The 13681-nt window shown below is 35.3% G+C and carries 16 protein-coding genes; 2 read left to right on the top strand and 14 right to left on the bottom strand.

Annotation, left to right across the window (positions count from 1 at the left end; all coding sequences use genetic code 11):
- Nucleotides 1–214: 214 nt before the first annotated feature.
- The 10 genes from mltG to ACT5E3_RS12000 form a co-directional block, all read right to left on the bottom strand.
- Nucleotides 215–1231 (bottom strand): endolytic transglycosylase MltG, encoded by a 1017-nt coding sequence (gene mltG, locus ACT5E3_RS12045; RefSeq protein WP_444998546.1) that lies wholly within the window; start codon nt 1229–1231, stop codon nt 215–217.
- A gap of 8 nt (nt 1232–1239) precedes the next feature.
- Nucleotides 1240–2037 (bottom strand): aminodeoxychorismate lyase, encoded by a 798-nt coding sequence (gene pabC / locus ACT5E3_RS12040; RefSeq protein ID WP_444998545.1) that lies wholly within the window; start codon nt 2035–2037, stop codon nt 1240–1242.
- A 9-nt stretch (nt 2038–2046) separates the two neighbouring features.
- The gene (gene fabF / locus ACT5E3_RS12035) at nt 2047–3288 is read right to left on the bottom strand and encodes a beta-ketoacyl-ACP synthase II (RefSeq protein WP_444998601.1); all 1242 of its coding nucleotides are present in this window, start codon (nt 3286–3288) and stop codon (nt 2047–2049) included.
- 176 nt (nt 3289–3464) lie between these two features.
- Nucleotides 3465–3707 carry an acyl carrier protein gene (acpP, locus tag ACT5E3_RS12030; protein WP_444998544.1) on the bottom strand — a complete coding sequence of 81 codons (243 nt, stop codon included), beginning with the start codon at nt 3705–3707 and terminating at the stop codon, nt 3465–3467.
- 227 nt (nt 3708–3934) lie between these two features.
- Complete coding sequence (gene fabG, locus ACT5E3_RS12025; RefSeq protein ID WP_444998543.1) at nt 3935–4678, bottom strand: 3-oxoacyl-ACP reductase FabG; 744 nt, start codon at nt 4676–4678, stop codon at nt 3935–3937.
- 69 nt (nt 4679–4747) lie between these two features.
- Nucleotides 4748–5686, bottom strand: a complete 939-nt coding sequence (fabD, locus tag ACT5E3_RS12020) for an ACP S-malonyltransferase (RefSeq protein ID WP_444998542.1) — start codon at nt 5684–5686, stop codon at nt 4748–4750.
- 82 nt (nt 5687–5768) lie between these two features.
- A complete protein-coding gene (gene plsX, locus ACT5E3_RS12015) occupies nt 5769–6806 on the bottom strand; it encodes a phosphate acyltransferase PlsX (RefSeq protein ID WP_444998541.1) in 1038 nt (345 codons plus the stop codon).
- Nucleotides 6807–6834: 28 nt separating this feature from the next.
- Nucleotides 6835–7005: a 50S ribosomal protein L32 gene (rpmF, locus tag ACT5E3_RS12010; protein WP_444998540.1), complete on the bottom strand. Its 171-nt coding sequence runs from the start codon at nt 7003–7005 to the stop codon at nt 6835–6837.
- 16 nt (nt 7006–7021) lie between these two features.
- Nucleotides 7022–7543: a YceD family protein gene (locus ACT5E3_RS12005; protein WP_444998539.1), complete on the bottom strand. Its 522-nt coding sequence runs from the start codon at nt 7541–7543 to the stop codon at nt 7022–7024.
- Nucleotides 7544–7673: 130 nt separating this feature from the next.
- A complete protein-coding gene (locus ACT5E3_RS12000; RefSeq protein ID WP_444998538.1) occupies nt 7674–8036 on the bottom strand; it encodes a DUF2750 domain-containing protein in 363 nt (120 codons plus the stop codon).
- A 158-nt stretch (nt 8037–8194) separates the two neighbouring features.
- On the opposite strand from ACT5E3_RS12000, the gene ACT5E3_RS11995 reads away from it, so the two are divergent.
- Both ACT5E3_RS11995 and ACT5E3_RS11990 read left to right on the top strand, forming a co-directional pair.
- Nucleotides 8195–10033, top strand: coding sequence for an ABCB family ABC transporter ATP-binding protein/permease (locus ACT5E3_RS11995; protein ID WP_444998537.1), 1839 nt, complete (start codon nt 8195–8197; stop codon nt 10031–10033).
- Entirely contained in the window at nt 10023–10613 is a 591-nt protein-coding gene (locus ACT5E3_RS11990) for a Maf family protein (RefSeq protein ID WP_444998536.1), read from the top strand. Before ACT5E3_RS11995 ends, ACT5E3_RS11990 begins: the two co-directional genes overlap by 11 nt.
- Here ACT5E3_RS11990 and ACT5E3_RS11985 read toward each other — a convergent pair.
- The 4 genes from ACT5E3_RS11985 to ACT5E3_RS11970 all read right to left on the bottom strand — a co-directional run bounded on the left by ACT5E3_RS11985 (nt 10610) and on the right by ACT5E3_RS11970 (nt 13600).
- Nucleotides 10610–11524, bottom strand: a complete 915-nt coding sequence (locus ACT5E3_RS11985) for a DMT family transporter (protein ID WP_444998535.1) — start codon at nt 11522–11524, stop codon at nt 10610–10612. The genes ACT5E3_RS11990 and ACT5E3_RS11985 overlap by 4 nt on opposite strands.
- A gap of 28 nt (nt 11525–11552) precedes the next feature.
- On the bottom strand, nt 11553–12215 hold the full coding sequence (locus tag ACT5E3_RS11980; protein WP_444998534.1) for an HAD family hydrolase: 663 nt from the start codon (nt 12213–12215) through the stop codon (nt 11553–11555).
- Complete coding sequence (rluC, locus tag ACT5E3_RS11975) at nt 12215–13174, bottom strand: 23S rRNA pseudouridine(955/2504/2580) synthase RluC (protein WP_444998533.1); 960 nt, start codon at nt 13172–13174, stop codon at nt 12215–12217. The genes ACT5E3_RS11980 and rluC overlap by 1 nt, the downstream gene beginning before the upstream one ends.
- 81 nt (nt 13175–13255) lie before the next feature.
- Nucleotides 13256–13600 carry a hypothetical protein gene (locus ACT5E3_RS11970; RefSeq protein WP_444998532.1) on the bottom strand — a complete coding sequence of 115 codons (345 nt, stop codon included), beginning with the start codon at nt 13598–13600 and terminating at the stop codon, nt 13256–13258.
- Nucleotides 13601–13681 lie beyond the last annotated feature (81 nt).

Genomic DNA, 13681 nt, shown 5'->3' with positions numbered 1-13681 from the left:
GACACTTAGCGGTGTTGCAACTTGAATATTATCGGTTAGAGATTTTGGTGTTTTATGAGTTTGGGTTAGGCACGCAGAAAGGATAAAAAACAATATAATTAAAACCAGCCAACGAAATACCATATTCAACCTTTTTCAAATAACTCATTATCTACAATTTTAATTTGTAATATAAACTGTTTTTAATCAAGTTAATTGATGTTGAATTTATATCTTAACGATTTAATTGGTAACGTCTAACGGCTTCATTATGCTCCTTAAGAGTACGGCTAAAGTAATGGCCTCCATCACCTGTAGCAACAAAATATAGCGCCTCCCCTATTTCTGGATGTAATGCAGCATTAATTGACTCTCGTCCTGGCATTGCAATAGGAGTTGGAGGTAGTCCTTTGATAATATAAGTATTATATGGTGTTTTAGTTTTTAAATTTTTATAAGTAATATCCCCATTGAAACTTGGTCCAATACCATAAATAACGGTCGGATCGGTTTGCAATCTCATTCGCTTTTGTAAACGACGGACAAATACTCCTGCTATTTTTTTTCGCTCTGAAGGTAAACCTGTTTCTTTTTCAATGATTGACGCCATAATTAAAGCTTCATATGGCGTTTTATAAGGCAAGTTAAGGCTTCTATTCTGCCATTCCTCAGCTAACACTTGTTGCATTTTTTTTGTTGCACGTTTCAAGAGGCTCAAAGAACTTGAGTTTTTATCATAATAGTAAGTATCTGGATAAAACCACCCTTCTATATTGTCGGTTGGTATTTCTAATTTTTGATTTAACCACTGAGTTTGAATATCAAAGTTAGTTTTAAGATTCTTTTCTTGTGCTAACTGTGACATTAATTCATGACTATTAACACCCTCTACAATAGTAAATGCATATTGAATAACTTTTCCTTGTGAAAGAATTTTTAAAACAGATAAAGGCGTATCACTTTTGCTGATCAAATATTCGCCTGCCTTTATATTTTGATATTCAGGATTTAGCCAGCAAAACAACTTTAAATAAAACTGATTTTCTATTAACCCCTGTTTTTTCCACCGATATGTAAGTTGATTAACCGTTGCACCTTTTTCTACCAGCATTATTGCTTTATTGTTGCTATAACCTAGAGGGGTGTTTAAAAATTGCTCATAAGCAAACCAATGCCAAAAAACGGCTACAATGGTAACAAGTACAAACATACCAGTTAATAGACGTAAACTTAAAAGCTTTGGAAAAGGCATTAGTTTTCTTAGCGAGTGAAATTAAGCTCTGATTGTAAAGCGCAGCTTAATTTAGTGGCAAGTGTTTTATCATTAATTTTTGATACAGGCCAAATACCAACTAGGCTATTAGTAATAAATGCAGACTGACAATTTAATAAATCATTTTTTGAAATGGAAGTTTGTAAACAGGTTATTTCCCTATCTTTCATTAATGCTAATAGCCGCTTTTTGGTAATGCCTTCTATACCTGCTTGTTTCAACTCAGGTGTTTTCCAAACATCGTCATGAAAAATAAATAAATTTGTCCGACTACCACAAATTACCTGCTCACCATCACACAACAAGGCCTCTTGATCACTTTTTATACATTCACTGGCAGCTAAAACATTATCCAACCGATTAAGATGCTTTAAACCTGCAAGATAGCTATTTTTTGAAATAGGTATTTCTGAAATAATGAGTTCACAAAATAAGCTAGGTTTATCCATCCAGGGTGAAACTAATATAGTCACTTTTGCTTCATGCTCAGCAGCAATAGCATACCCTCGGGAAGCCTGAGTTCTTTCAACCGAAATTCGAATCACCGCTCTTTTTAAGTTCTTAGTGACTTTATATAATGACTTTTCAATTTCATTAATATCAAAATGATTAAATTTCAACTTATTAGCAGTGTTTTTTAATCGCTTAAAATGTTCTTCTTGGTGTCTAAGCTTACCTGAATCAATAAGCCCTGTAGTAAAAAAACCATCGCCAAATAATCCCCCTCTTTCTACAGTTATCGCAGAATTGTCGTTAGATATTTGATTGATGGTTTGAATATTCATTTAATAGACTCAAGAATACTTTGAAAATAACAAGGAACCATTTGTACCGCCAAAACCAAATGAGTTACACAAAGCATGTTTAATTTCTGACTCTTGTGGGTTGTGAGCAACATAATTAAGGTCGCACTCATCGTCTGGATTATCAAGGTTTATTGTTGGCGGAGCAACTTGATCTTTTAAAGCTAATATTGTAAATATAGATTCAACACTACCTGCCGCACCTAACAAATGACCTGTCATAGACTTTGTTGAACTCACCATAACATTATAAGCATCATCACCAAAAACAGATTTTACAGCTCGAGTTTCAGCAATGTCTCCAACTGGTGTAGAAGTTCCATGCGCATTGATATATTGAATATCAGAAGGATTGAGCTTAGCATCTTTGAGCGCGTTTTCCATAGCTAGGGCTGCACCTGCACCATTTTCAGGTGGAGAAGTCATATGATAGGCATCACCACTCATACCAAAACCAACTAGCTCAGCATAAATTGTTGCGCCACGCTCAGTCGCACTATCTAAAGATTCTATAACAATAACGCCAGCCCCATCACCCAATACAAAACCATCACGATCTTTATCCCAAGGTCGACTAGCCGTTTGTGGCGAATCATTTCTTGTAGACAGTGCTTTTGCGGAAGAAAAGCCAGCAACAACTAAGGGAGTTGTTGCCATTTCAGTACCACCTGCCACCATAATATCGGCATCGCCATAAGCTATCATACGAGCAGCATGACCAATATTATGAACACCACTGGTGCATGCGGTAGTAATTGAAATATTGGGGCCTTTCATCCCATACATAATTGAAAGCTGGCCAGCAACCATATTGATGATTGAGCCAGGTATAGTAAATGGAGAAACTCGTCTTGGGCCTTTATTGAGAAGCTGCTTATGATTGTTTTCTATTGTTTGAACGCCACCTAACCCAGCAGACACACAAACACCAATTCTATGTGCATTAGCATCCGTTACTTCAATTCCAGAATCATTAATCGCTTGTACAGAAGCTGCAATACCATATTGAATAAAAGGATCAAATATACGAATATCTTTTTTGGATAGATACTCTTCTGGCTGAAAATTTTTGACACTTGCTGCAATGGTTGTTGAATGCCCTTCTATAGCAAATGAACTGATTGGCGTAATACCGCTTTTACCTGACAAAATGGCCTGCCAAGAAGATTCTACTGAATTACCTAGCGGAGACAACATTCCCAAACCTGTAACAACTACCCTTTTCTTCATTATCAGTGTATACCTTTTAGAAATACTATTTACAACTTCCTTTTAAAAACAGACATATTATTTTCCTACTTTTATAAAATAGGATATTTAACGAATTTTTACTTTAATTTAAAACAAAAAAGCTGCGATAGTGGTTAACTATCGCAGCTTTTAAAATACTTACCTAATCAGTAATCTGATTATGCGCCTTCTACATTCGCCTTAATGTAATCAACAGCAGCTTGAACTGTATTGATTTTTTCAGCTTCGTCATCAGGGATTTCAGTATCGAACTCTTCTTCAAGTAGCATGACCAACTCAACTGTATCCAGAGAGTCTGCTCCAAGATCATCAACAAATGACGCTTCTAGTGTGACAGCTTCTTCTGAAACGCCTAATTGCTCGACAACGATCTTCTTAACGCGGTCTTCTATTGTGCTCATGATATTTCTTTTCCTCTAAAAATTAAACCAGCAAACGCTGAGGCGTGTAGTTTATTGATTTTGTGTAAAGTTGCAAGTTACAACCGAATGTTTTTATGTGGTCTGACCACAAAAAACAACTCTTAAAAACCACACAATAAATTGGCGAATGCACTATTAAACACAAAAATCACTCAAAAATAAAGGGTTAAATCGATTTCTAAAACCCCCAATTTAAGTCATTTCTGCTATCCCATGTACATTCCACCGTTAACGTGGAGTGTTTCACCTGTAATATAATCTGCCCCACTTGATGCTAAAAAGTTAACCGCTGCGGCTATGTCATTAGCGCTCCCTAAACGGGCAAGTGGTATATTTTTAGCCAGTTCTTGACGTTGATTATCTTCTAATGCCTGGGTCATATCAGTGTCGATAAAACCAGGAGCAACAACATTAACAGTTATTCCTCTTGCACCAATTTCTTTTGCTAAAGACTTGCTAAAACCGATAACAGCAGCTTTTGCAGCAGCATAGTTAGCCTGTCCGGGATTACCTGTTGTTCCAACAACTGAGCCAATATTGATAATTCTCCCCCATTTAGCTTTCATCATACCGCGTAAACAAGCTTTTGATAATCTAAAAATAGAAGTTAAATTGGTTTGCAAAATATTGTCCCACTCGTCATCTTTCATTCTCATTAATAAATTATCACGAGTAATTCCAGCATTATTAACTAGTACTTCGGGGGTTTTGCCATAAGTATCTTTTAACTCTGCAATTAAGTTATCAATTGACTCAGCACTAGAAACATTGACAACAAAACCTTTGCCAGTTATTTCCTGCTCACTCAACATATTGGTAATACCATCTGCACCTGCTTGTGATGTCGCAGTTCCGGCAATAACATAACCCGATTTACCAAGGTACTCTGCTATTGCTTTTCCGATGCCACGAGATGCGCCAGTGACTAAAGCCAACCTTGCTTCGCTCATTTGAATCTCCAAACTAAAAAATAAATAATAAATAATAAATCAATAAATCAATAAACTTAATATATCACATTAAGAAAAACTCTCAACCACTTGATTAAAAGAGTCTTTTTTAGTTAATTGATGTGATTTTAATGACTTTTCAATACGTCTATTCAAACCACTTAAGACGTTACCAGGACCACACTCTATTAAATCTGTTATTTGCTTGACAGCTAAATATTGAATTGTTTCAGTCCATCTGACAGGACTATATAGCTGTCTTGCAAGAGCCTGTTTTATGTTTTCTTCATCTGTTTCTATAGATACATCAACATTATTAACTAGCGCTATTTTAGGGGTATTAATTTTAATAGTACTTAATGCTTCCTTTAAAGAATCTGCTGCCGGTTGCATCAAAGCACAGTGAGAAGGAACACTCACTGATAAAGGTAAAGCTCTTTTAGCGCCTTTTTCTTTACACAACTCCATAGCTCTTTCTACAGCGGCTAAATTACCTGCAATTACTACTTGTCCAGGGGAGTTGTAATTAACAGGCGAAACCACTTCTGTTTGTTTGGCTTCATTACAAGCTTGCTCAATTAAATCATCAGCTAAACCAATAATTGCGGCCATTTTACCTTCACCTTCAGGAACAGCTTGCTGCATAAATATCCCACGTTGTTCAACTAATTTAATGGCCTTTTCAAAATCAAGCGCTTCAGATGCAACTAATGCAGAATATTCACCTAAGCTGTGACCAGCAACATAGGCAGGCAGGATATCAGTAGTCGTTAACCAAAGACGCCATAGAGCAGTACTTGCAGCCAATAATGCAGGTTGTGTTCGATGGGTTTCATTCAGTTTATTTTCTGGTCCATCACTAATGAGCGACCACACATTGTAACCAAGCACATCAGATGCCTGCTCAAAAGTTTGTTTAACGATAGACTCTTCACTAAAAGTGCTCAACATACCAACAGATTGAGAGCCCTGCCCAGGAAAAACGAAAGCTATTTGATGATTTGACATGTTTTTACCTTTTTCTTCATTTTAACCGATTAATTGTTGTCCATTTATCGAGCGGACAAAGTAACAAAACCCATTAATTTAATTAACTCATATCTTTAGTTAATTTATCATTTGCTTGCTGTAGACGCTCTCTGATTTTATGAGGTAGCTTTTGGTAAGATTGAAGTATTGCTTCTTCAATAGCGCAATAAGTTGCATGAATATTAGCACTTCCATGACTCTTAATAACAATACCGCGTAAACCTAATAAGCAAGCACCATTGTATTTTTCTGGGTTAACTTCAGCTTTAAAAGCACCAATAACAGGTTTAGCTAATAGACCACAAAACTTTGCCCACCAATTTCTTTCAAATGCAACTTTTATTTTATGCGCCAGATAATGAGTTAAACCTTCAGATGCTTTTAATACATTATTGCCAGTAAAACCATCAGTAACTATCACCTGATATTCTCCACTAAATATCTGGTTACCCTCAACAAAACCGGCATAATCTATTGACTCTATCGAACTAATCAGCTCAGATGCTTTACGCAAGATATCTGAACCTTTATTATCCTCTTCACCAACATTTAGCAAACCAACTCTAGGTGATGGTTTATCATCAAGACATTTGGCAAGCTCATTTCCCATAATCGCAAATTGTGTTAAACGCTTTTCATCGCACTCAACATTCGCACCTAGATCCAATAAATAGACATGATCATTTTTTAATGTAGGAATAGCTGAAATAATAGCAGGCCTATCTATACCCGGCAGCATTTTCAAAACAAACCTTGAAATAGCCATTAAAGCCCCTGTATTTCCAGCACTAACACAAGCATTTGCTTGCCCATCACGCACAGCTTCTAATGCTAAACGCATGGATGATGACTTTTTGGTTTTTAGTGCAACAGCTGGTTTATCGGTCATTAAAACATCATTATCCGATGCATAAATTCTTAGTTTGTTATTAGCAGCTATTTTGTGTAGACGGAGTTGGGATTGAATTTCATCAATATTACCATAAAGTTGAAAGGCAACTTTAGGGTACTTTCGTAAAATTCTTTTAACTGACGGAATTGTAACTGAGGGGCCGAAATCGCCCCCCATACAATCAATAGCAATTATGACTTCTGCCATATGCCTAATTGACGATTATAAAGTACGATTAAAGTACTTTACGTCCTCGATAGTAACCATCTTCAGTCATGTGATGACGACGATGCAGTTCACCAGTTGTTTGGTCTTCTGATAATGAAGAAGTATTATCAACTAATGCATCGTGTGAACGTCTCATATCTCGCTTAGAACGAGTTACTTTATTTTTTTGTACAGCCATGGTATTTCTCCTAAACTTAAGTTTTTTTCAAATTTTTTAAAACTGAAAATGGATTGCTTGCTTTTTTCTCTTCAGCAATTTTAGCTTCATCAAGTTCACCAAAGCTCATTTTCTGATTAACTTCTTCAGCTGGTTTATTAGCCACCAGTGGAACTGAGAGTATCAATTCATCTTCAACAACCTGCTTAATATCTAATACACCATCTTCTACTAATACAGGTTCATATTCTTCTATTTCAGCAAACTCGCTTTCTTGCACAACTGTACAAAAAACAACTTCTTTCTCCACTCGATAAGCAATTGGCTCAAACGTCGTCTGACATTCAAGCGTTAAATCAGCTGTAATAGCTGTTTGTAATATACAACGTTCTTGTTCGTCATAATCAGCATTGATAACAATGCTGATATGCCCTTTATCTGTGTAAAGTAATCCAGATAAACGTTGAAAATCACTTACAGGCCAATTAAACCTGATTTCGCCTTGCTTGTTAGCGAGTTTTTTTGGCTGTATACAGCTATTTTGCTGGGATTCTTGCATAGGCGCGCGATTCTACCCAAAAGCTTGTTAAAACGCAAAACATATTGTCATTTATAGACTCACTAAGGGGAATTTGGGGCTAAATGAGTATTTATTAGTCGATTTTTGTCTAACTAATGATATCAATAGACTATTCTTCTTCGAGTAGATCTTCAATCAACATAATCGGTTCAATTTCTGGACCAACCAGATCTTCATCCCAATTAATACCTGCTAGCACTTCATCTTCATGCATTCCATGTAACCATGCATCAATAAACTCATCAAACGGTATTGGTGAAGGTTGATAATCTTGCCATTCATCGACACATAACTTTTGTGCGTCTTTCTCATTTGACCAAAAAGGAATGGTTTCATGTCCTTCAAAATCATTAGAAGCACACACCGCCCAGCCATCATCATTTTTGAGTCCCCAAATAATTTCGGTTGTCAGTATTTCATCAATAAAATCTTCATAATAATCCCTCAAAGAAATATCTGATTCAGATGACATATTTTTACTCTATCTTTAATAAGTGGTTTATTTGGCATCATTATAACTGATTTAAGCATAAGACATAGCGATGAAAACTTGTTTTAGCATCTATACTAACCATTCTGATGAGTCGCCTGTTACAATAATGCTATTAATTAACCTGTTGGAAATCTTTCATGCGAAGTAGTGGTCAGGCAATTGATTCAGGCACGCCAATAAACTGGCCTGTTCTTAAACAATTAATGCCTTATTTTACAGAGTTTAAAGGTAGAATTATCCTCGCACTTGGCTTTATGGTTTTAGCTAAGCTTTCAACCATTGCCTTACCATTTATTTTGAAAATGATTGTAGATGGTTTAAACCCTCCGGCTATTCCACAAACTAATCAGTTTTTAACCGATTTACCTAAAGAGCTACTCGCACCTATCTTTTTAGTGTTTGCTTACGGAACCTTTCGTTTAGCTAATGTTGTATTTGGCGAAATTAGAGATACACTTTTCAGTCGCGTTACAGAAAGAACAATTAGACGCGTCAGTTTAAGTGTATTTAAACATTTACACGCTCTTGATATAGATTTTCATCTTGATAGACGGACTGGTGGTCTTGCAAGAGACATTGAGCGAGGAACTCATGGCATTAATTTTATTATGCGCTTTATGGTGTTTAATATTATTCCAACACTTATCGAAATATCGTTAGTTATCGGTATTCTGCTAACTAATTATGGTCCTTCTTTTGGCATTATCACTGCACTTTCAATTGCTATTTATATCGCCTTTTCAGTCATTGCCACTAATTGGAGAAATAAATTTGTCAGGGCGACCAATGAAGCAGATTCTAATAGCGGCTCAAGAGCTATTGATAGTTTGTTGAATTATGAAACCGTTAAATCTTTTACTAATGAAGAGTTCGAATGCCGACGCTATGACCAAGATCTGAAAGTTTGGGAAAAAGCAAAAAATAAAAGTCGTTTAAGCTTATTTGTTTTAAATGGTGGTCAGGCGCTGATAATTAGCTGTGCTATTACAGCCCTACTCTACCTTGCCGTTAGTCAAGTAATGAGTAAAGAAATTACTGTTGGTGATTTTGTATTGATTAATGCTTTTATGATGCAGTTATTTATGCCCCTTAACTTTCTTGGCTTTATATATCGAGAAATCAAGGTTGCATTAATCAATATCGAAAAGATGTTTGGTTTATTAGCCCGGTCTCCCACAATACAAGATATAGAAAACTCAAAACATTTATCAAATGAAGCTCAGAGTATTGAGTTTAACAATGTCGATTTTTATTATCAAACAGATCGTAAAATTCTATCTAATATTAATTTTAAAGTGGCGCCAAAAGAAACAGTGGCAATTGTTGGTAGCAGTGGTGCAGGTAAATCAACATTAGTCAAACTACTCATGCGCTTTTATGATCCTAATGCAGGACATATACTCATTGGAGAACAAAAACTAACACAAGTGACACAGCAATCGTTGCGTAAAAATATTGGCATTGTTCCTCAAGATAGCATTTTATTTAATGATACAATTATGGAGAATGTGCGCTACGGAAATCCTCAAGCTTCAGATGCAGAGGTTTATCATGCGGTTGAAATGGCCCACCTTAAAGACTTTATTCAACAATTACCAGAAGGGATCAAAACTCAAGTTGGAGAGAGAGGACTTAAACTATCTGGTGGCGAAAAACAAAGGATTGCTATTGCTAGAGCTTTACTGAAAAATCCGCCAATCATGATTTTTGATGAAGCAACGTCATCATTAGATAGTCGTTCGGAGTTAGCAATTCTTGAAGCAATTAAAGAAATTTCTGCTAATTATACGAGCGTAATGATTGCCCATCGACTTTCAACTATCATTCATGCTGATAAAATCATTGTTTTAGATAAAGGAACAATTAAAGAGTCAGGAAACCATCAAACGCTTTTAGAGTTGAATGGCTTATATGCAGAACTTTGGTATGCCCAACAAAAACGAGAGAAAAACGGAAGCCAAACAGATGAAAATTGATATTATATTAGCATCAGGCTCTCAATATCGTGCCAACTTATTAAAGCAATTACAAATTCCTTTTAGATGTATTTCACCCAATATTAATGAAACACAATTTATCGATGAGCCACCCTATGAATATGTTAAACGTTTGAGCTTAGAAAAAGCGAATAATGTAGCTAAAAAAAATACAGGCAGCTGGGTTATCGGTTCAGATCAAATAGCCTTATTTCAAAATAAAGTTTTAGGTAAACCATTAACTAAAGCAAAAGCGATCAGCCAACTCTCTCAGTTTTCAGGGAATCATGTTGAATTTTTAACTGGTGTATCTTTAATACATAACACCCATAAAATTTTTTTATATGAAGAATCTAAAACTGATGTTTTTTTCAAACATCTTTCAATTAAACAAATCGATCGCTATCTAGATAAAGATATGCCTTATGATTGTGCGGGTAGCTTTAAGATTGAGTCTTGTGGTTCTTTGTTATTTGACAAAGTTGTTAGTGAAGATCCGAGTAGTCTAATTGGTTTGCCTTTGATCATAGTTACCAAACTTTTTGATAAAGCGGGCATTGACCTTTTACATGTTGATTAACGATTACTTTTATATTGATGGTTTTGTACTAATAAAATGCCAACAAATAGCAAAACACACCCTAAAATCTGATGTATCTTAAGTAACTCATCTAAAATAGGGATTGAGAGTATTGCGGTAAAAATAAGCCCCGTCGATGCTAATATACTTGCTTCGTATGCTCTTAATTGTTTAATGACTAAATTAAATATGCTTGTTGTTAAAGCAATTGAAAACATCCCATTAAAAAAAATAACTAACCAATTATTAAAGCTAATAGCAGCAATGCTCTCTGTGGATTGAAATAAACCATAACTAACTAGTGGTACACCACCAAAAACGATGGCAAAAGTTGAAATAATATTAGGTGAAAGTTGTTCTGGAAATTTCAGATGTAATAAACGCATAAATATATTGGTAAGAGCAAGAAATATAACCGCTGAACCGGCATATATAAGCCCCAGGTTAATCTGCTCTCCCGGCCAGATATAAAAATAAACTTGAATACCACACATTGCCACTAGAGCACCTAACAATTGAATTTTAGTTGGCACTTCTCGCAAAAAAATAGTACTTAACAACATAGTAACAATACCAACAAAGTTGATTATGTATGCATGAGTCGTAGCAGGTAGTATATCAAGTGATAAAATAAACAGTGTTTTCACTAAAGTAAAATTACAAATACCGATCATCAAAATGATCAGCCAAGCCTTATAATTGATATTCAAAGAAGGTAGTCTTTCTTTTTTAATGATAAATGTATAGATTAATATCGTAATTATTCCAAATAACATTTGTAGCCAAACAAAAGTAAATGAATCTACATCAACTAGCGTTTTCTTAGCTAAAACCGTCACTAAAGCCACAAGTAACATTGTCACAATGAGTTGAATAGCAGCTATTAATTTTTTAGGTTGTTTATCAATCATCAAAAATAAAAAGTCATAACTTCAACTTTTAATCTTGTAGCCAATTTTGTATTAGGTTGACATTATCAAAAATTGCTTTAGGTTTTAATTCGTTTAACTCGTGGTAGGCATTTGCTCCACTAGTCACAGCAATTGAGTCTACACCAGCATTATTAGCCATATTGATATCATGTAAACTATCACCAACGACCAAAGTTTGAGCCTTTGAACAAGCAGCTTTGTCGAGTAATTCATAAACCATTTGAGGATGAGGTTTAGACTCTGATTCATCAGCACAAATAGATAAATCAAAAAAGCCTGTTAAGTTAACTTCTTTTAAAACACGCTCCAATCCAGCTCTAGCTTTACCTGTTGCAACGGCTATTTTAACATTTTTATCTCGTAGCCAGGTTAAATGTTCAAGAGCCCCTTTAAACATCGGAGAAGGTGTTGGATCGGCTTCAACATATTGATAACGATATTCCTCTAGCAACTGCTCGCGTAGCTCACCTTTAGCCATTGGAAATAATTGATCCATGACCGCTTGCATACTTAAGCCTATAATCTTTTTTACTGCTTCATTATCCGGAACTGGCAAACCGACTTGAACAGCAGATGCTTGCATAGCAGAAACAATACGCCCTGTTGAATCCATTAAGGTGCCATCCCAATCAAAAATAATAAAAGAATATTTATTTCTTAATAAGCTCATCAGTTACTTTTCTTATTTAATTGGTTAATGATATCTTCCATTTTACTCGGTAATTCAGCTTCATACACTAAAACGTTATCATCTTCAGGCAAAGTAAAACTTAAACGTTGAGCATGTAATAAAAATGTTTTTAAACCTAATTGATTTTCATCTTGAGAATTCAAATTATATTTACTATCCCCCAATAAAGGGCATCCTGCATATTGTGCATGTACTCTAATTTGATGAGTTCTTCCTGTTACAGGCATCGCTTTAATAAGGCTATACTGACCAAATCTTTTAAGACATTTAAATCGAGTTTCGGAAGGTTTTCCATCACTTTCTACACTAACAAACCTTTCACCGGATTTAAGCTGATTTTTCTTCAAAGGAGCAGTAACTCGATTGTTATTGCTATCCCAATCACCAACAACAATCGCAAGGTATTCTTTTTTCATTGCCTTAGTACGGAGCAGCTCATGAAAGTGAGTTAGAAAGCTACGACGCTTGGCAATAAGTAAACAACCAGAAGTATCTCTATCTAATCGATGAACCAACTCTAAAAATTTTTCTTTAGGACGTAACGCACGTAACGCCTCAATAACACCAAAAGAAAGGCCACTGCCACCATGAACAGCCATACCAGAAGGTTTATTCAATATTAGATATTGATTTGTCTCATCAATAATATGTGACTCTAATTGTTTAACTCTATCAAACTTTTCAATATTTTGTTCCGTGTTTGGAGGTGCTATACGCACAGGTGGTATTCTTATGATATCACCAGCCTGTAATTTATATTCAGCTTTAACCCGTTTTTTATTAACTCTGACTTCTCCTTTGCGAAGAATTCGATAGACTCTACTTTTAGGCACACCTTTTAATTGGCCAATCAAATAGTTGTCTATTCTTTGACCATGATGATCTTCGTCTATTTCACGTAGCTGAACTTTATCAAAGTTTGTCGCAGTATTTGTCACAAGGTTTATCGTTTGAGTTTTAACTGAAGGAGATTATATCAGAAATATAAATAATTGGATGCTGACAGCCAGGGTATTTGATTAAGCAATATCTTTAAAATATTGCTTCAAATGATTATTAACCCTCTGATTTAACCAATGAGAGACACTTTGCCCTTTATTGTGAGCAGCTTGAATAATTTTAGTTTGTTTGTCCGTTGATAAACAGACTGTAAAATTACCAACAAAAGGTGTTGGATGAGAGCCAGTCAATTCTTTTTGAACAACCATATATTCATCAATACAACGGTGAAAATTGCTTTTAATCTCATCAGCGCTATATCCATCAAACTCTAATAAATCAACAGAGTTAACAACTTCTCCAACTAATTTACCAGATGTGTTTTCAAAATCTATCTGGCCTATGAAACCTTTGTAAATCAGCATATTACACCACCTTTATAGAAAGTTTTATACAAACTTTCCTTCTCATAAATATAGCAGTAGAATGGGTAAATCACATGATTA

The sequence above is a fragment of the Aliikangiella litoralis genome (assembly GCF_052495765.1).
Note: the sequence above shows the minus strand (reverse complement) of the source record. Positions and strands in the feature narration are given on the sequence as shown.

What these genes read in the sequence shown, in the direction of transcription:
- ACT5E3_RS11995 (WP_444998537.1), top strand. Translation starts at nt 8,195, where the DNA reads ATGCGAAGTAGTGGTCAGGCAATTGATTCAGGCACGCCAATAAACTGG.
- mltG (WP_444998546.1), bottom strand. Translation starts at nt 1,231, where the DNA reads ATGCCTTTTCCAAAGCTTTTAAGTTTACGTCTATTAACTGGTATGTTT.
- ACT5E3_RS11985 (WP_444998535.1), bottom strand. Translation starts at nt 11,524, where the DNA reads ATGATTGATAAACAACCTAAAAAATTAATAGCTGCTATTCAACTCATT.
- rpmF (WP_444998540.1), bottom strand. Translation starts at nt 7,005, where the DNA reads ATGGCTGTACAAAAAAATAAAGTAACTCGTTCTAAGCGAGATATGAGA.
- ACT5E3_RS12005 (WP_444998539.1), bottom strand. Translation starts at nt 7,543, where the DNA reads ATGCAAGAATCCCAGCAAAATAGCTGTATACAGCCAAAAAAACTCGCT.
- fabG (WP_444998543.1), bottom strand. Translation starts at nt 4,678, where the DNA reads ATGAGCGAAGCAAGGTTGGCTTTAGTCACTGGCGCATCTCGTGGCATC.
- pabC (WP_444998545.1), bottom strand. Translation starts at nt 2,037, where the DNA reads ATGAATATTCAAACCATCAATCAAATATCTAACGACAATTCTGCGATA.
- ACT5E3_RS12000 (WP_444998538.1), bottom strand. Translation starts at nt 8,036, where the DNA reads ATGTCATCTGAATCAGATATTTCTTTGAGGGATTATTATGAAGATTTT.
- acpP (WP_444998544.1), bottom strand. Translation starts at nt 3,707, where the DNA reads ATGAGCACAATAGAAGACCGCGTTAAGAAGATCGTTGTCGAGCAATTA.
- fabD (WP_444998542.1), bottom strand. Translation starts at nt 5,686, where the DNA reads ATGTCAAATCATCAAATAGCTTTCGTTTTTCCTGGGCAGGGCTCTCAA.
- ACT5E3_RS11980 (WP_444998534.1), bottom strand. Translation starts at nt 12,215, where the DNA reads ATGAGCTTATTAAGAAATAAATATTCTTTTATTATTTTTGATTGGGAT.
- ACT5E3_RS11970 (WP_444998532.1), bottom strand. Translation starts at nt 13,600, where the DNA reads ATGCTGATTTACAAAGGTTTCATAGGCCAGATAGATTTTGAAAACACA.
- ACT5E3_RS11990 (WP_444998536.1), top strand. Translation starts at nt 10,023, where the DNA reads ATGAAAATTGATATTATATTAGCATCAGGCTCTCAATATCGTGCCAAC.
- plsX (WP_444998541.1), bottom strand. Translation starts at nt 6,806, where the DNA reads ATGGCAGAAGTCATAATTGCTATTGATTGTATGGGGGGCGATTTCGGC.